General features: G+C 61.9%; 15 protein-coding genes. 6 read left to right on the top strand and 9 right to left on the bottom strand.

Translation table 11 applies throughout. The features are described from left to right. Nucleotides 1–25 precede the first annotated feature (25 nt). Complete coding sequence (locus ACILSQ_RS24190) at nt 26–643, top strand: addiction module protein (RefSeq protein ID WP_395746248.1); 618 nt, start codon at nt 26–28, stop codon at nt 641–643. Between the two features lie 20 nt (nt 644–663). Here ACILSQ_RS24190 and ACILSQ_RS24185 read toward each other — a convergent pair whose 3' ends face one another. Beyond that, nucleotides 664–1,020, bottom strand: coding sequence for a hypothetical protein (locus ACILSQ_RS24185; protein WP_395746247.1), 357 nt, complete (start codon nt 1,018–1,020; stop codon nt 664–666). A 68-nt stretch (nt 1,021–1,088) separates the two neighbouring features. Here ACILSQ_RS24185 and ACILSQ_RS24180 point away from each other — a divergent pair, with 68 nt between their 5' ends. From ACILSQ_RS24180 to ACILSQ_RS24170, 3 genes are all read left to right on the top strand, one after another. After that, on the top strand, nt 1,089–2,354 hold the full coding sequence (locus tag ACILSQ_RS24180; protein WP_395746246.1) for a DUF1501 domain-containing protein: 1,266 nt from the start codon (nt 1,089–1,091) through the stop codon (nt 2,352–2,354). An 82-nt stretch (nt 2,355–2,436) separates the two neighbouring features. Further along, complete coding sequence (locus ACILSQ_RS24175; protein WP_395746245.1) at nt 2,437–3,633, top strand: family 16 glycoside hydrolase; 1,197 nt, start codon at nt 2,437–2,439, stop codon at nt 3,631–3,633. A 14-nt stretch (nt 3,634–3,647) separates the two neighbouring features. Next, nucleotides 3,648–3,974: a hypothetical protein gene (locus tag ACILSQ_RS24170; RefSeq protein ID WP_395746244.1), complete on the top strand. Its 327-nt coding sequence runs from the start codon at nt 3,648–3,650 to the stop codon at nt 3,972–3,974. 96 nt (nt 3,975–4,070) lie between these two features. On the opposite strand, the gene ACILSQ_RS24165 is transcribed toward ACILSQ_RS24170, so the two are convergent. The 3 genes from ACILSQ_RS24165 to ACILSQ_RS24155 are packed head-to-tail and all read right to left on the bottom strand — an operon-like array spanning nt 4,071 to nt 6,932. Next, on the bottom strand, nt 4,071–6,182 hold the full coding sequence (locus ACILSQ_RS24165; RefSeq protein ID WP_395746243.1) for a prolyl oligopeptidase family protein: 2,112 nt from the start codon (nt 6,180–6,182) through the stop codon (nt 4,071–4,073). A 58-nt stretch (nt 6,183–6,240) separates the two neighbouring features. Next, nucleotides 6,241–6,633, bottom strand: a complete 393-nt coding sequence (locus tag ACILSQ_RS24160) for an HNH endonuclease (RefSeq protein WP_395746242.1) — start codon at nt 6,631–6,633, stop codon at nt 6,241–6,243. Continuing rightward, a complete protein-coding gene (locus ACILSQ_RS24155; RefSeq protein ID WP_395746241.1) occupies nt 6,630–6,932 on the bottom strand; it encodes a hypothetical protein in 303 nt (100 codons plus the stop codon). Before ACILSQ_RS24155 ends, ACILSQ_RS24160 begins: the two co-directional genes overlap by 4 nt. 103 nt (nt 6,933–7,035) lie before the next feature. Here ACILSQ_RS24155 and ACILSQ_RS24150 point away from each other — a divergent pair, with 103 nt between their 5' ends. Both ACILSQ_RS24150 and ACILSQ_RS24145 read left to right on the top strand, forming a co-directional pair. Then, the gene (locus tag ACILSQ_RS24150) at nt 7,036–9,450 is read left to right on the top strand and encodes a helicase HerA domain-containing protein (protein WP_395746240.1); all 2,415 of its coding nucleotides are present in this window, start codon (nt 7,036–7,038) and stop codon (nt 9,448–9,450) included. Nucleotide 9,451: 1 nt separating this feature from the next. Then, on the top strand, nt 9,452–10,114 hold the full coding sequence (locus ACILSQ_RS24145) for a hypothetical protein (protein WP_395746239.1): 663 nt from the start codon (nt 9,452–9,454) through the stop codon (nt 10,112–10,114). Nucleotides 10,115–10,208: 94 nt separating this feature from the next. Here the strand turns inward: ACILSQ_RS24145 and ACILSQ_RS24140 are convergent, their stop codons facing one another. The 5 genes from ACILSQ_RS24140 to ACILSQ_RS24120 all read right to left on the bottom strand — a co-directional run bounded on the left by ACILSQ_RS24140 (nt 10,209) and on the right by ACILSQ_RS24120 (nt 16,024). Continuing rightward, nucleotides 10,209–11,372: a sulfite reductase flavoprotein subunit alpha gene (locus ACILSQ_RS24140; RefSeq protein ID WP_395746238.1), complete on the bottom strand. Its 1,164-nt coding sequence runs from the start codon at nt 11,370–11,372 to the stop codon at nt 10,209–10,211. Between the two features lie 48 nt (nt 11,373–11,420). Further along, a complete protein-coding gene (gene creC / locus ACILSQ_RS24135) occupies nt 11,421–12,848 on the bottom strand; it encodes a two-component system sensor histidine kinase CreC (protein WP_395746237.1) in 1,428 nt (475 codons plus the stop codon). A gap of 3 nt (nt 12,849–12,851) precedes the next feature. Further along, nucleotides 12,852–13,544, bottom strand: coding sequence for a two-component system response regulator CreB (gene creB / locus ACILSQ_RS24130; RefSeq protein WP_395746236.1), 693 nt, complete (start codon nt 13,542–13,544; stop codon nt 12,852–12,854). Nucleotides 13,545–13,631: 87 nt separating this feature from the next. After that, on the bottom strand, nt 13,632–14,816 hold the full coding sequence (locus tag ACILSQ_RS24125; protein ID WP_395746235.1) for an inner membrane CreD family protein: 1,185 nt from the start codon (nt 14,814–14,816) through the stop codon (nt 13,632–13,634). Nucleotides 14,817–14,863: 47 nt separating this feature from the next. Then, on the bottom strand, nt 14,864–16,024 hold the full coding sequence (locus tag ACILSQ_RS24120) for a hypothetical protein (protein ID WP_395746234.1): 1,161 nt from the start codon (nt 16,022–16,024) through the stop codon (nt 14,864–14,866). Between the last annotated feature and the right edge of the window lie 65 nt (nt 16,025–16,089).

Raw genomic sequence — 16,089 nt, 5'->3', positions numbered from 1 at the left:
CGGCTCCCTTAGAGTGGGATGAGCCATGACCTCCGCCGCGAAATCCGTACTGCCGCTGCTCCACTCGCTTCCGATGCAAGACCGGCTGGATATCGCAGCCTATTTGAAGCGCGGCCTGAGGTCCGACAAACGAATGACAGCGGCAGACCGCAAGCTGCTGAAACGCAGCCTGGCTCTTAAACCCAAAGAGCGTCGGTTTCTGGCGGACATTCTTTCCATCCTGAACCATCCGACGGACTCCCCTGTGGAAAAACTCTTCCAGGAGATTCTGCTCATGAGCAACGGCCTGCGTTTCGAGATCGGGTGGCGCCTCGATGAATCCCTGCCTTCGAGAGAACCGCCACCTCCGACGAAGCAGCAGATGGCGGAATTGAAGCGCAGACTCAAAGAGGCTGACTCCGGCAAGGCCAAGTGGATCTCAGGAGAAGAGATGAAAGCCAGAATGGATGCACTGCGGGCCAAACATCGTGCTGAAGCAGAGGCCGAAGTGCAGGCATCACGCATCGACTGGTCCCGCTCGCCAAAAAAAGGTTTTGTGGCTGCCGACGATGTCCTCGACTCCATTCGCGCTGCGTTCAGCCGTCAGGCGCGCCTCAGCCAACGCAGAAAACGACCGGCCCAAACTCCTCCCAAAATCAAGTAAGACGCTTCGAATTGCAGACACTACTGTTCTTTGCGATACCAGCGGGGTTGCTCACTCTTTGTCCTGAGCTGTAAAGCCGCATACTCGCTTCGGGAGCTGCCACTCACCTGCTTGCCGCTGTTTCCGGCCCATTTTAGAAATTCATCCGGCTCAATCACCACACGCTGAATCTCGTTTCCCTGCCGGGTGAATTCTAGAACAAACCGCTGCGCCTCTTTCAGCCATTCTTCATAAGTGTCCTCCATCTTGTCGACAGAGATGGCCTGCCATCTTTGCCAGTCTTCAGCACGATACCATGCCACCGCCATGATCACTTTTGGATTCATAGCCGGGATCAATACCGCAAATCCATCGCCATCAAAGACGATTTCCGCCACCCCACGAAAGTGAGGTGCCCCGGGAAGTGAAAACCGGCCTGATTCTGCGTTTATAGCTCATACATTCCATGAAACGCCGCTCCTTCCTCACCTCCGCCGCCGCTTTTGGCGCGGCGCCGTTGTTTGCGAACAACACGCCTGTCCACACGCCGAAGGGCAAGGCGGAGCACTGCATCTTCATCTGGCTGGGCGGCGGCATGGCACAGATCGACACCTTTGACCCGAAGAAGATCGGCAACAACACGGACAAGACCAAGGTGGCTGGCTCCCTCTACAAGGCCATCGACACCGCCGTCCCCGGCGTGCAGGTGACGGAGCACCTGGGCAAGACCGCCAAGGTCATGGAGCACGTGACGGTGATGCGCACCGTGAACCACCACGTCATCGACGAGCACGCCTTTGCCACGAACATTGTGCACACCGGGCGCATGATCTCCGGCAACGTGGTCTATCCGAGCATCGGCTCCATCATTGCGCATGAGCGCGGGGCTGCGGGTGATGGCATGCCTCCCTACATCCTGATCGGTTATCCGAATGTGAGCCGCGGCCCCGGCTTCCTCGGTGCGAAGGCGGGCTACGTTTACCTCACCGACACCAACACCGGCCCCGCTGGATTCACCCGTCCGGACTTTGTGGATGAAAAACGCGCGCTCACCCGCGAGCAGCTTCTGGCCCCGCTGATGTCCCGCGCGCCCAGGGAGTCCGCCATCTCCGACTATAAGGCCGCGCAGGAGCAGGCGCTGAACCTTTCCGGCCCGCAGTTCATGCGCCATTTCAATCTCAAGGAAGAGCCCGCCGCACTTCGCAATGCCTACGGCGGCGAGTTCGGCCAGCGCTGCCTGCTTTCCCGCCGCCTGGTCCAGGCGGGCGTGCGATTCATCGAGGTCTCCCACAACCTGAACTTCATGAACGGCACCGGCTGGGACATTCACAATGAAGGCTACAAAAACCAGCATCTCCTCATTCAGGAGCTGGACACCGCCCTCGCCGCGCTGATCCGCGACCTGAAGGACAAGAAGCTTCTCGACAAGACGCTCATCGTCGTCGGCACCGAGTTCGGCCGCCCGCCGGAGTTTGACGGCCGCGGCGGACGCGGGCACCAGGGCACCACCTTCTCCATGGTCCTCGCCGGTGGTGGCCTGAACCACTGTGGCGCGTATGGCACCTCCGACGAGCTTTCCAAGAAGCCCGTCGAGAATCCCGTGCCACTGGTGGACTTCCACGCGACGATCCACGCCGCCATGGGCATCGACCCCGGCAAGGAGCTCATGGACGGCACGCGCCCCGTGCCGATCACCGATGGTGGCAAGCCGGTGGCGGCCTTGTTTGGCTAAATGCAAACGACTGCCGGCCGCCCTCCTCAACACTTTGAATTGAATGCGAAGCCGTGGCTTTCGCCGCCGTATTCTTCGGCGCATGAAACTCACCACGCTTGTCTGCGCTCTCGCTCTTTCCACCACCGTCCCCCTCGCTCATGCGGAGGACTTCGGTTTCGTCCCCATGTTCAATGGCAAAGACCTCAGCGGGTGGGTGAATGCCAACTGCGCTCCCGAAACGTGGAGCATCAAAGATGGCGTGGTGCGTTGCACCGGCGTCCCCACCGGCGCGCTACGCACCGAGAAGCAGTATGAAAACTTCATCCTCGAGTGCGAGTGGCGGCACCTGACCAGCGGCGGAAATTCCGGCGTCTTCATCTGGGGCAGCCCCATCTCCGCCCCGGGCGTGCCCTTCCTCCGCGGCATCGAGGTCCAGGTGCTCGACCACGGCTACATGAAGCACGCCGACCCGAAAAAGCCGCGCTGGTTCACCACCCATGGCGATGTCTTCCCCATCCACGGCGCCTCCATGCGCCCCCATGGCGACCACAATGGTCAGCGCAGCTTCCCCAGCGAGGAGCGCAGCAAACCCTCCCCTGAGTGGAACCACTATCGCATCACCGGCATCAACGGCGCCCTCGCGCTCGCCGTGAATGGCAAGTTCGTCAGTGGTGGTGACCAGTGTGTCTGGCGCAAAGGCTACCTGGCCCTGGAATCCGAAGGCGCACCGGTGGAGTTTCGCAATGTGCGCATCCGGGAGCTACCCAGCAGCGGTGCCACGGAGGCTGACTCCGCCCCGCTGGATCAAGGCTGGAAGCACCTCTACAACGGCCTCGACCTCCGTGGCTGGAAAGTGGCACCGGGCTCCGAAGCACGCTGGAAGCCCTCCAACTGGAACCTTAAGCTCGAAGCCAGCGATGGTCAGGAAGCCGCACCGCTGTGGAGTGAAGCCGAGATCGCCAACGGCGAATTCATTGCCGACTTCCAACTGCCGAAAGGAGCGGACCTGGCGCAGGCCTGCGCCGGGCTATGCGTGCGTGGTCAGAAGAGTCCCGCCGTGCTCATCGGTGCGGGCAAGGCGCCGATCGTCTTCGGAGCCGACAAAGTGAAGCCCGGCAAATGGTACCGCGTCCGTCTCAAGCTGGAAGGCAGCAAGGCCACCGCCACGCTGACGGAACCGCAGGATGCCAATCCGCAGGTGCAGGAGGGAACGCTCGAAGCCTCCGCGAAAGGCCCGGTGGGTGTGGCGGATCTCGGGAAGCCGGTGACGTTTGCGAATTTCTTTGTGAGGGAGTGATGCGCGAATGACTCATGAGTTCATTCCACGTCATCCTCGCGTCGGATTACACGGGGCTTTTCGAAGGCCTCATCTGGTGGGGCATCAATGGCTTTTACGCGATCATGCTTTTGATCACGGCGATTGGATGCATGGGCGGGCGTTACAGCCGCGCCACAGATGACTTGAGCCGGTCTCTGGTCATGGGCGGCATCGCTCTTTTGTTCAGCATGGCGTTGCTGGCGTGGACATATCTGCACAGGAGTCATCCGGAATGGGCCACCGTGTGGTGGTATGCGAGGATCTCGATTGCGCTGTGGGTGGCCGCGCTGCTTCTCCGCAGGTGGCAGCGCAGATTGTGAGTCTGCTGCCACGCTGAGGTGCGAGGCGCCTTGATCCCCGGTGCCCGGGGTGGGGAGTGGGCGCTGACCAGCGGTCAGGAATGACCATCGTGTCGATTACATTCCTAGTGCCTGCACCAGAAAGGCCCACTCGTCCGCAGTTTTTTCGATGGTCTTGTTCAGCGCGGTGCCTGCGCCGTGTCCGGCGCTGGTTTCGATGCGGATCAGCACGGGCGGTGCGTCCTGCGTCTTCGCCTGGCACTCCTGCAGGCGCGCGGCAAACTTGAAGCTGTGCGCGGGCACCACGCGGTCGTCATGATCACTTGTCAGCACCAGCGTGGCGGGGTAGCGCGTGCCGGGTCTCAGATTGTGATAAGGCGAATAACTCCGCAGGGCATTGAACTCCGCGGGATTCTCCACGCTGCCGTAGTCACTCTTCCAGCCCCAGCCGATGGTGAATTTCTCGAAGCGCAGCATGTCCATCACTCCCACGGCGGGCAGCGCCGCCCCATACAGCTCCGGCCGCTGCGTCATGCAGGCGCCGACGAGGAGGCCGCCATTGCTGCCGCCCTGGATCGCAAGCCTGGCACTCGTGGTGTATTTGTTTTTGATGAGCCACTCCGCCGCGGCGATGAAGTCATCAAACACGTTCTGTTTCCCCAGCTTGATTCCGGCCTGATGCCACTGGCGGCCGTATTCGCCGCCACCGCGCAGATTGGGCATGGCGAAGACGCCGCCCATCTCCAGCCACACCGCGCGGGAGACGGAAAAGCCGGGCGTGAGGTTGATATTGAAGCCGCCGTAGCCGTAGAGCAGCGTGGGGTTTGAGCCATCAAGCTTGAGCCCTTTCTTGTGCACGATGAACATGGGCACCTTCGTGCCGTCCTTGCTGTGGTAGAAGACCTGCTTCGTCTCAAAGGCGCTGCCGTCAAAGTCCACCTGCGGCTTCCGCCAGAGAGTGCTCTCTCCGGTTTTCAGATCCATGCGGTAGATGGCGCCCGGCTCGGTGAAGCCGGTGTAGCTGTAGAAGGTGGAGGTGTCATGCCGGTGCCCGCCGAAACCGCCCGCGCTGCCGATGCCGGGCAGCTTCACCTCGCGGATCAGCTTGCCGTCGAGGTCGTAGTTTTTCACCTCGGTCTTCGCATCGCGCAGGTACTCGCAGAACATCTGGCCGCCCACGGTGCTGACGCCTTCCAGCAGGACCTTTGGCACTTCCGGCACCACCACTTTCCAACTGCCGCGCTCCGGCTTGCGCACGTCGATGGCGATGACCTGGTAGCACGGTGCATTCAGGTCCGTGCGGAAGTAGAAGACGGAGCCCTCGTTGTCGATGAAGTCATAGCGCGCATCATTTTCATTCAGCAGCTCCACCACCGGGGAGCCAGGTGCGGTCTTCTTGTAAAAGACGCGGTTCTTCGGCTCCGTGCCCAGCCAGACGGAGATGACCAAATATTCCCCATCCTCCGTGACGTGACCGCCAAAGCCCCACTTCGGCTCGTCCTTGCGCTCGTAGATGAGCTGGTCCTCGCTCTGCGGTTTTCCCAGCGCGTGGAAGTAGAGCTTGTGGTATTCGTTTTTCTGCGTCAGCGCCGCGCCGGCCTTGGGCTCGTCGTAGCGGGAGTAAAAGAAGCCGCTGCCGTCTTGCAGCCAGGAGACGCCGCTGAACTTCACCCACTTCACCACATCCTCCAGATCCCGCCCCGTGGCGATCTCGCGCACGCGCAGCGTCGTCCAGTCGCTCCCCGCCTCAGACACACCGTAGGCGATGAGTTTCCCGTCCTCCGTGGCGTCGTAATCCGTCAGTGACGTGGTGCCGTCCTTCGACATCGCATTGGGGTCCAGCAGCACACGTGGTTTTCCTTCCAGCGTGTCCGCCGTCATCAGCACCGCCTGGTTTTGCAGCCCTGAGTTATGCGTGAAAAACCAGCGCCCGCCGCGCTCAAAAGGCTGCCCCACGCGCTCGTAGTTCCAGAGCTTCTGCAGCCGCGCCTTGATCTCCTCGCGCCGCGGCAGTTTTTCCAGATACTTGAAGGTCACCTCATTCTCCGCCTTCACCCAGGCCTTGGTCTCCTCGGAGTTGTCGTCCTCCAGCCAGCGGTAGGGATCCTCTATTTTCATACCGTGGTGTGTGTCCACCACATTCTCCTTTCGCGTCTGGGGATAGAGCAAAAGTTCGGCGGACAATGCGGAGGCGGTGGTCGTCATGAGGAGCAGAAATGCGATACGCATGGGGCACCGTGTCAGGCGCTTCGCGATTTGCAAACCTTCACCGCTGGCGATGCAGCCGTCAGGCCAGCCACAACCGACGAAGCTGCACCTGCTCCAGCTTGTTCATGTGCAGCACCTGCACCGTGGCCTTGCCGATGTCCGTTTTCCCCGCAAGCCGCCCGTCCGTCAGCCGGAAATGCCGGGTCCATTCATCACGTCGCGGATCAAACAACCGGATCAGCTTTCCCGTGCGTGGATGCAGGCCGCAGAGGTTCACACCTTTGTGCCGGTTGCAGTGAAAGCATGCAAAAGCCAGGTTCTCCAGGGTCGTCGGTCCTTCGTGCTTGAGAGGAATGATATGCTCCACTTCAAACGGGGCCTGCGTTGCCGCCCGCGGCAGCCGGCAGTACTCACACCGATGCGCGGCGCGGGTGCGCACCCTGGCGGCGAGGCTGGCAGGCACACGGCTCATGCGCCAGGTGCCGCGCGCGTCTTTCCCGCCTTGTCTCCCAGCAGAATCCGCGCGCGCAGCACATCCATGGCGGCGCTGGCTTCCATCAGTTCATCCAGCTCCACGCTCTCCGCGCCCGAAATGGTTTCATTCATGACCTTGTCATAAAGCCTCTTCATCCGTTTCAGGTCGGACTCTGGCATGCGCAGATGTTCCTGCAGCCAGGATCTTACCGCCGGAGGCGCAGGCTTGCGCAGGCGCCGGCTCAGCACCTGGCTGAGGCGGGCCTTCTTTTTTGGCGTGCGTGCGACAGCGATCATAACTCCGGATTCTACCCGTCATTTTCCGCTTTGCAATCCTACTGCCCCCGCCCACGCTAAATTCACCACCGGCAGTTCCGAATCGTCACACCGTTTTCTTACCATGCCAATCTCCCCTGACCAATACGAAAAGCTCGGCACCTTCTACCTCGGCCGCGAGTACGATCTGGAGGCCAAGCAGGTCAAAGACGATCTCATTCTGTACGATTCCAAGGACCTCGTCACGCACGGCGTGGTGCTGGGCATGACGGGCAGCGGCAAGACGGGGCTGTGCCTGGCCCTGCTGGAAGAGGCCGCGATGGATGGCGTGCCCGTCATCGCCATCGATCCCAAAGGAGACATCGGCAATGCGCTGCTCACCTTCCCGCATCTCTCCGCCCAGGAGTTCCGCCCGTGGATCAATGAGGACGAGGCGCGGCGCAAAGGTCAGTCGCCGGATGACTACGCCGCCGCGCAGTCCGCGCTGTGGCAGAAGGGCCTGGGCGAGTGGGGGCAAAGTGCCGAGCGCATCCAGAAGCTGCGCGCCACGGTGGACATGGCCATCTACACGCCGGGCAGCAATGCGGGCCTGCCCGTTTCCATTCTCAGCTCGCTGAACTGCCCGCCCGCCGAGGTGATGGACGATGGCGAAGCCCTGGCCGACCGCATCGAGAGCACCGTGTCCTCCATGCTCGGCCTCATCGGTGTGGATGCCGACCCCGTGCAGTCGCCAGAGCACATCCTGCTCAGCAACATCGTTGGCTTCCGCTGGAAAAAGGGGCAGAACATCACCCTCGAAAATCTCGTGCGTCAGATCCAGCAGCCGCCCATCCGCAAGATCGGCGTGGTGGATCTTGACAGTTTCCTGCCCGAGTCCAAACGCACCGCGCTGGCCATGAAGCTGAACAACCTCCTCGCCTCTCCCGGCTTCAGCACCTGGCTGGAGGGCGAGCCGCTGGACATCCAGCGCATGTATTACACGCCTGAGGGCAGGCCGCGCATCACCATTTTCTGCATCGCCCATCTCAGCGATACGGAGCGCATGTTTTTCGTCTCGCTGCTCATGAACCAGCTCCTGGGCTGGATGCGCACGCAGCAGGGCACGACCTCTCTGCGCGCCATCTTCTACATGGACGAGATCTACGGCTACCTGCCGCCCACGGCCATGCCGCCCTCCAAGAAGCCGCTCATGATTTTGCTGAAGCAGGCGCGCGCCTTCGGCCTCGGCATCCTGCTTGCCACGCAAAACCCAGCCGACCTGGACTACAAGGCGCTCGCCAACATCGGCACCTGGTGGCTGGGCCGCCTGCAAACGGAGCGCGATAAGATGCGCGTGCTCGAAGGCCTGGAAGGCGCGGCCAACACTGCCGGTGGCAAATTCGACCGCCAGCAGATGGAGCAGACCCTCGCCGGACTGGGCAACCGCGTCTTCCTCATGAACAACGTACACGAAGACCATCCGGTGGTCTTCACCGTGCGCTGGCTCATGAGCTATCTCAGCGGCCCGCTCTCACGCCCGCAGATCAAGGCTCTCATGGACCCGCTGCGTCCGAAGGCGAATGCAAAGGCAGCCGCTGCGACCGCAGCGGAAGACGACGGCTTTGCCCCTCCCGGTGCTGCCGCCGCCTCGGCAGACCGCAACACACTCCGCCCGAAACTGCCCGAGACCGCGACCGAACTCTTTCAGTCCAGCGATGACGATGGCGAGCGCATCACCTACACGCCCGCCATCCTGCGCAGCGCCACCATCGTGTTCGACGATGCCAAGCGCAAGATCAGCGGCCGCAGCGTCGTCACGCTCGTGAACGAGATCGACATCGAAAAACAGAAGGTGCTGTGGGATAAGTTTGTGGATGTCCCGAAGGACGACGACCTCTCCAAGTACGAAAGCGAACCCAAGGAAAACGCCGCCTACGCCGATCTCCCCGGTCCCGCGCTGAAGTCCACCACCTACACCAGCATCAAAAAAGACTTCACCGACTGGGTCTTTGCCAATCACAGCCTCGAGGTCTTCCACAGCCCGCTGCTGGAGGTATACTCCAACCCCGGCGAGAAGCAGGACGAGTTCAAGGCCCGCATCACGCAGACCACCCGCGAGCAGCGCGATGCCGCCATCGAGGAACTGCGCACCAAAACCGCGAAGGCCATGAAGTCCCTGCAGGACAAGGCCGAAAAAGCCGCCGGCAAGGTGGATGTGCAGCAGGCCCAGGCCAGCAGCGCCAAGCTGAGCACCGCCGTGCAGATCGGCGGCAGCATCCTCGGCGCCATCTTTGGCCGCAAGACCAGCGTCGTCAAAGCCAGCACCATCAACAGCGCCTCCCGCGCCTGGAAGGAAGGTGCGGACGTGAAAGCCGCGCAAAACGAGCTCGACTCCCTCAAGGCCGACATCACCGAGCTCGAAAAACAGATCGCCGACGACACGCAGAAAATCCGCGACCAGTACGATCCTGCAACCCTCGCCTTTGAGACCTTCAAGCTCAGCCCCCAGAAGAAGAACATTCAGGTGACCGCGACCGGGATTCTGTGGCTGGCGAGGTAGCATGACTCCCGAAGTACATCGCGCCATCGAGGACCTTTACGCCACCTTCGCTGGTGCCAAGCGTCCAGCCAGCATCGTGATGTCGCCGGTCAAGGATCCGGAGGACTTCGCATCGTTGCTGACGACACCCTTGCGCGAGCTCACGGCAGAACAGCTCTGGCAGTTCTCATTCTCCCTGTTTTTGACGGTGGGGGACATCGCGGAGTTTGAATACTTTTTTCCCCGCATCATCGAGCTGGCCTCCGAGCCTTTTTCACCGCTTCAAGTCGAAGTCGTTTTCCAAAAACCGGTCATGGCCGGCTGGCCGGATAAATGGCGGAAAGACCGCCGGCAGGCCTTTCAGGCTTATCTCGAAGCGATGGTCGCGTCCTGGGCGAGCACCCTGTGTGACATCAACGTGCAAGTTTGCGCCCTGTCATGCTGCCTTCCTGACCTCGACCTGCGTCTGGAGGTACTCATGTCTGGCTCTGATGCCGCGAACAAAAACCTTATGGATTTCCACGAGGCAAATCGCGAATCCCTGGAAAAAAACAGGCTTTCCAATGCTTTTTGGGATCGTTCGACCGCCACTCATGCCCGGATCGTTACCTGGCTGCAACGGCCGGAGGTGGAGCACAGGATCCAGCTTTTATACGAGGCAGATCTGCAGCACCCCAATGGGTGAGCCCCTTTCGCCCCGTTTGTTTCATCAGCCATGGAGCGCTCTTGGTCTACGCCACCAGCAACGTGAAACGCGCTGTCAGCCCACGCACCTTGTCTCAATACACATCCCTCCGGTACCTCTTCGCCTCCTTCATCGCGTGCACATACGCGGCGGCTTCCTCCACCGTCTTGCCACCCTCCTGCTCCACGATGGTATGCAGCGCCTTGTCCACATCGCTTGCCATGCGTGCGGCATCACCGCACACATAGAAGATCGCCCCCTGCTCCAGCCAGGCCCAAAATTCGGCGCTGTTTTCCAGCATGCGGTTCTGCACATAGATCTTCTCCGCCTGATCACGGCTCCAGGCGGTGCTGAGCTTGGTCAGCGTGCCTTCGGCCAGATAGCCCTCAAACTCCTCCTTGTAAAAGAAGCAGGACTTCGAGCTCACCTCACCAAAAAACAACCAGGCCTTGCCCTTCGCCCCCGTCGCCTTGCGCTCTTCAAGAAACGCGCGAAACGGCGCGATGCCCGTGCCCGGCCCGCACATGATGATGGGCGTTTCCTCCTGCGGCTCTGGCAGGCGGAAGCCCTTGCCATGATTCACAAAGCAGGGAATGAGCGTCTCATTCGGCGTCACACGCTCCGCCAGGAAAGTGGAGCACACACCGCCGCGCGCGCGGCTGTGGCTGGTGTAGCGCACCGTCGCCACCGTCAGGTGTACCTCATCCGGGTGCGCCTTCTGGCTGCTGCTGATGGAATACAGGCGGATGTTCAGCTTCTTCTGCGTGGCCATGAACTCCTCCGGCGTGAACTTCGCCAGTGGATTCTCCAGCAGCAGGTCCACCACAAAGCGGCCCCACAGGTACTCTTTGAGCGCATCTTTCTTCTCCGGCGTGCTCAGCTCCGCCAGCAGCGTGTCTCCCGCCGTTTTTTCCACGATGGCCTTGATGAGCTTGTTGTCGATCTCCGTGATCAGCGCGCCTTCGATCAGCGCCTGGCGAATCGGCACATCCGCCCCCGTCTTTGGATGCTTCACGATCTCCGTGCCGGAGAAACCCAGCGCCGTCAGTGTGTCCTCCACCAGTGCAGGATCATTCGTGGGCTGCACCGCCAGCGAGTCACCCGGCGTGTATTCAAGCCCTGAGCCCGCGAGATCGATCTCATAATGCGCGGTGTGCTTGGGCGCCTCCGGTCCGGAGAGGTTGTACATCTTCTTCACCTTGGCGATGCAGGGATTCTTGACGTTGTAAACAGGCTTTCCGGCTTCAGGAGTGCTCATGAGGGCAAGCCTAGAAGGCGGCTTTGTCATTGTCAAACCTGCCCTGTTTCACCCCGGGAGAATCAGCATGGCCCTCGCGCCCGCCGCGCCTTCACGGTTCGCCAGTTCCGCGCTGCCGCCATGCAGCAGCGCCACTTCTTTGACAAAGCAGAGGCCCAGCCCCGTGCTCTTCTTGCCGCTGTCCGGCCGCGGCAGCGAGTAAAAGCGTTCAAACACACGCTCGCGCGCATACTCCGGAATGCCCGGTCCCGCGTCGTCGATCTCGCACACCACCTTCGTGTCAAAGCGGTAGAGGCGCACCGTGATGGCGCTGCCCTTCGGCGCAAAGTCGATCGCGTTTTGCAGCAGGTTGCCCACAGCCAGTTCCAGCAGCCAGGGGTCTCCCTGCACCACCAGCTCTCCCTTCACCTCCCGCTCCAGCCGCACTTCCTTGGCCAGGGCCACCAGCGCCAGATGGTCCCACGCGCGGTCCAGCACGACCGCCAGATCCACCGCCTCCTTCGCCTCCAGCTTCTTCTGTTTCTCGATCGCCGCCAGATGCAGCAGGCGCTCCAGCAGATCCCGCAGGCGCGCGGCCTCATTGCGGATGTTCTGCAAAAAGCGCGCGCGCTTCGGCTCCGGCACGTCTCCCTGCAGAATCTCGCCCGCGCCCAGGATCGCCGCCACGGGGCTCTTCAGCTCATGCGTGAGGCTCTGCACGTAGTGCTCCACGTATTCGCGCCCCTCCAGCGCATCGCGCATGTCTTCCAGCGCCTTGGCCAGCGTCTTCATCTGGCGCCCCGGCATGTGCGGCGGGGTGGAGCGCTCCCCGCGGCTCACCGCCAGCGCATGCTGCGTCAGCACCTCCAGCGGCCGGGTGGCCCAGCGCGCCGCCATGTAGATGCCCAGCAGCATCAGCATCACGGTGGTGATGATGGACCACTTCAGCCAGCGCTCCGTCTCCCACACAAAGCCCAGCACGCCGCGCTGAGGCTTCGCCACGCTGACCATGCCGATGATCCTGCCGCCGCGCCGGATCGGCGCGCCCACATACATCACGATGGAGAGCGGGTCCCGCGGGCTCGCACGGCTGGATCGCGCCCCATACTCCCCCATCAGCGTCAGATTCACATCGCGATGATTCGAGGCCATCCCCGGCCTCTCGATCCCCGCTGAGTCAAACAGCACCTGGCCATAGGCGTTCGTCACATACACCTGCATGTCCACGCGCGTCTTGTGCAGGTTGTAGATCTGCGCGTTCAGCTCGCGCGCCTGCGCGGCGCGCACCGCCTTCTCCACCACCTGCGGATTGATCCGGTCATCCTCCGCATCCGCGGCGATCACCTCCGCCAGAATGTTCGCCACATCCACCATCGGTTCTTCCACCGCTTCAAAATACTGCCGCTCCACGCGATGAATAAGCTGCGTGAAGAGCAATGACAAACCCACCGTCGCCACCACGGCAAAGCCCAGCAGAAAGCGCGTGGTGAGGCTCATGCGTCAGTCAGGCCAGGTTTCCAGCAAAGAGTAGCCCATCCCGCGATGCGTCACGATGGGGTCCAGCCCCTCGCGCACGCCGCGCATGCGCGCGCGCAGCGTCTTCACATGCGTGTCCACCGTGCGCTCCATCGAGGCGTCCGGCTCCTCGGACGCATGGTCCATGAGCTGCTCCCGGCTGAAGACGCGCCCTGGATGCGCTGCAAAAGCCTTCAGCATGCGAAACTCATAGCGCGAGAGATTCAGCGCCGTGCCAAAATAGATGGCCTGGCAGCGCGTGTCATCAATCACCAGCGGCACGGAGGTGTCCGGCCTCTGTGGCAGTGCCACCGAAGACACGCGCCGCAGGATCGCCCGCACGCGCGCCACCAGCTCCCGCGGGCTGAAGGGCTTCACCACGTAGTCATCCCCGCCGATCTCCAGCCCCACCACGCGGTCCACCTCGCTGGAGCGCGCGGTGAGAAAGAGCACCGGCACCGTCTGCGTCTTGCGGATCGTTTTGCACACCTCAAAGCCCGTCATGTCTGGCAGCCCCACATCGAGAATGATGAGGCTGAAGTCCTGCTGCTTCACCTGCTCCAGCGCCGCCTGCCCGGTGGCGGCCGTCGTCACGGCAAAGCCGTCGGCCTCCAGCGCATACACCACGTTTTCACAGATGGAGGGCTCGTCTTCGACAATGAGAATTTTGGCAGGCATTTTTGGTCTGGGGTGAATGTTTGAACCGCTGACGCGATGCTGACAAGATCCTTGTTCAGAATCTGTCTGCGGTTTGGACGCGGAAGCTCACGCCAGCCGTGGCGAGACCGCCCCCAGCTTCTGGCTCCAGTCCACCTTGGCCGTCAGCGCCATCAGGACTCCCAGCGTCACGATGCCGCCCAGGGTCAGCGTCAGTCCCGTCAGTCCCTTGAAGAAGAAGCTGTAGCTGAAGAGCACCATGTAGGCCGTCTGCGCCACCACGGCGACACGGAACAGAAACAGCCCGGCGGCCGCACGCAGATAGCCGCACACCAGCAGCAGCGAGGTGACGGCGGCGATGACAAAACTCAAATGCACCGGCACCACATCCAGCATGTAGGAGAACAGGAGAGGGAAGGCGAAGAACCCCGCGGCCATGAAGAAGTAGTTCACCGGATGCAGCGAAACACCACGCGAAATCGCGGTTATGAGGATCACCACAAAGAACAGCAGCAGAGACAGCGGCGCGTAAAAGGAGATCTGCGCCGCCACCGGTCCGGCATTGATCTCACGCGGCATTTCCAGGCTGATCCCAGGCGCGGAAATGGCGTCCTCGTACTTCCACACGAGCTCCATCCCTTTGTCCGTCGCCCTGCGGTCAGTCGGCGAACTCACTGGAAAATTCACATCCTGAAAGTCGGTGTTCAGGGTGAGATTGAAGTCACGAATGCGGCTGGTGTCAGAGAAGGTGTAGGCCCAGAAATTCATGCCCCGGCACTCATAGCTGACTTTGATCGGCAGGCTTTCCCCCGGAGCGAGCTGGACACTGTCCGAAATCATTCCTTCCTGCGGCGCGGCCACAGCGTGGCGTGCCGTGGCGCCCTCGCCAAGCGTGAAGTGGACCTTGTCGAGCAGGGTTTTTCCCGCGGGAAGATCAAATCCCACATTGAGCATCTGCGTGATGGCTGTGGTGTTCGTGAAAGTGTAGGCCCCTTCAAACTTCACACCATAGGTGCGGTGCCAGAGCAGCCCCATTTTCACCGGCTGATACGCCAGTTGCACCTTCACGTCGCTCTTCGCCGGCTGCAGCACCATGCTCGATCCATTGGAGGAGGTGTAGCGCGCCACCGGATGCTTTTGGATCAACTGCGGCCCCCAGCGCCCGCTGACATCGTCCCCGGTTTGATAGCCCACCTGGGCCGTGCGCTGGGTGATGACGCCGCCCAGCAGCCACCAGGCAATGGTGGTGCAGACAAAGATGATGGCGATGGTGGTGAGATGCGTGAGTTTCATGGCGGTATTGAGATGCGGTTGTGTTGTTGTGTGGAATGACGAGGGGATCAGTTGCTGCTGCGCTTGCGGTAGATGATGCGGGCCTGCGGCTGCTGGTCGCGGCAGAGAGATTTCCGCAGGTGCAGTCCGGGAGCGGTGGTCTCGTCCGTCACTGGATCCACGTTCCCGCTGAAGCTGAGGTCATAGGCGGCCGGAAGCTGCACATTCCAGTCGATCTGCTTCGCAAAGAGCGGCATCTGCGGCAGCGCGAGCTCCAACTCCCCCTCGGCCGCCTGCAAAGCGGCGAGTGCGGCGGTGAAGGAAAGCTTCACCTCTGACTCCGCGCCATCAGTGGCTGGGTCATCCAGCGGTATCTCCACCCGGTTCGTCTCACCCACGGCGGGCCGCACGGGCTCCCCGTTCACATGACACTGCAGCAGCTTGCCCGCCTCAGGAAGCTGCAGGATGAGCCTGGCCGGATGATCATGCCGTACGGTCACCACACCTTCCGTCAGCGCGGAGCCATCACGCACGACCTGCGTGGTATAGGTCGCCATCGAGACGACGGCATCATCCGTGAGGGTGGCCAGCGGTGCCTGGGCCGCCTTGCGCTCGTCTTCAAGCGTGAACGTGACATCGCCGCCCGTGGCCGGCAGCGCGGCCAGCCCCGCGCCCGTGAGCATCTGCGTGGTGGCCGCATGTTGCAGCCGCAGCACCTTGCCCGCGGGAAGTTCTTCGACCTCAAGCGATGCGACGGGTGAGGCCGCGAGGTGCAGCGTGGTCCCCTGCCCTCCCTTCCCGAGTGCAAAGGTCAGCTTGATCGTCTGCGCGCCCTCCTTGTCGGTGATGAGGCAGAGCTGGTTCTCCGCCACAATGAGGCGCGCATTCTTCGGCTCCACGGTGAGCACTCCGGCACCAGCGCCTGCGAGCGGCACCGTATGCCACTCGCCATCGAAATTCTCCACCTGCATGTCCGCGGTGATCACGCCGGCCTGCGGATCGAGATGATAAAGCGCGGACAGCAGCGCCGCCGGCATAGGTGGAGGCGCTTTGGCTGCGGGCGGAGGTGGCGCAGGCGGCTCCTTCGGCAGCGTGGCGGCCACCAGGCGCTTGAGTTCGCCGTAGGTGATGCGCACCTCGCTTTCATCAAGCGTGGCGGTGGTGACAGCCTTGGAGGATTGAGCCAGCAAACCGCTGGCGGACAGCAAGAGGATGAGAAGTGGTTTCACGCCGCCCAAGCTCAAAAGCGCCATGAAACCTTGATGAACCAGGGATGAAATGATGGTGAAAACGC

The sequence above is a fragment of the Prosthecobacter sp. genome (assembly GCF_044227185.1).
In the GTDB taxonomy this organism is placed as follows: domain Bacteria; phylum Verrucomicrobiota; class Verrucomicrobiia; order Verrucomicrobiales; family Verrucomicrobiaceae; genus Prosthecobacter.
Note: the sequence above shows the minus strand (reverse complement) of the source record. Positions and strands in the feature narration are given on the sequence as shown.

Coding starts and splice junctions, on each gene's coding strand:
- ACILSQ_RS24190 (WP_395746248.1), top strand. CDS start 26: ATGACCTCCGCCGCGAAATCCGTACTGCCGCTGCTCCACTCGCTTCCG.
- ACILSQ_RS24180 (WP_395746246.1), top strand. CDS start 1,089: ATGAAACGCCGCTCCTTCCTCACCTCCGCCGCCGCTTTTGGCGCGGCG.
- ACILSQ_RS24175 (WP_395746245.1), top strand. CDS start 2,437: ATGAAACTCACCACGCTTGTCTGCGCTCTCGCTCTTTCCACCACCGTC.
- ACILSQ_RS24170 (WP_395746244.1), top strand. CDS start 3,648: ATGAGTTCATTCCACGTCATCCTCGCGTCGGATTACACGGGGCTTTTC.
- ACILSQ_RS24165 (WP_395746243.1), bottom strand. CDS start 6,182: ATGCGTATCGCATTTCTGCTCCTCATGACGACCACCGCCTCCGCATTG.
- ACILSQ_RS24160 (WP_395746242.1), bottom strand. CDS start 6,633: ATGAGCCGTGTGCCTGCCAGCCTCGCCGCCAGGGTGCGCACCCGCGCC.
- ACILSQ_RS24155 (WP_395746241.1), bottom strand. CDS start 6,932: ATGATCGCTGTCGCACGCACGCCAAAAAAGAAGGCCCGCCTCAGCCAG.
- ACILSQ_RS24150 (WP_395746240.1), top strand. CDS start 7,036: ATGCCAATCTCCCCTGACCAATACGAAAAGCTCGGCACCTTCTACCTC.
- ACILSQ_RS24145 (WP_395746239.1), top strand. CDS start 9,452: ATGACTCCCGAAGTACATCGCGCCATCGAGGACCTTTACGCCACCTTC.
- ACILSQ_RS24140 (WP_395746238.1), bottom strand. CDS start 11,372: ATGAGCACTCCTGAAGCCGGAAAGCCTGTTTACAACGTCAAGAATCCC.
- creC (WP_395746237.1), bottom strand. CDS start 12,848: ATGAGCCTCACCACGCGCTTTCTGCTGGGCTTTGCCGTGGTGGCGACG.
- creB (WP_395746236.1), bottom strand. CDS start 13,544: ATGCCTGCCAAAATTCTCATTGTCGAAGACGAGCCCTCCATCTGTGAA.
- ACILSQ_RS24125 (WP_395746235.1), bottom strand. CDS start 14,816: ATGAAACTCACGCATCTCACCACCATCGCCATCATCTTTGTCTGCACC.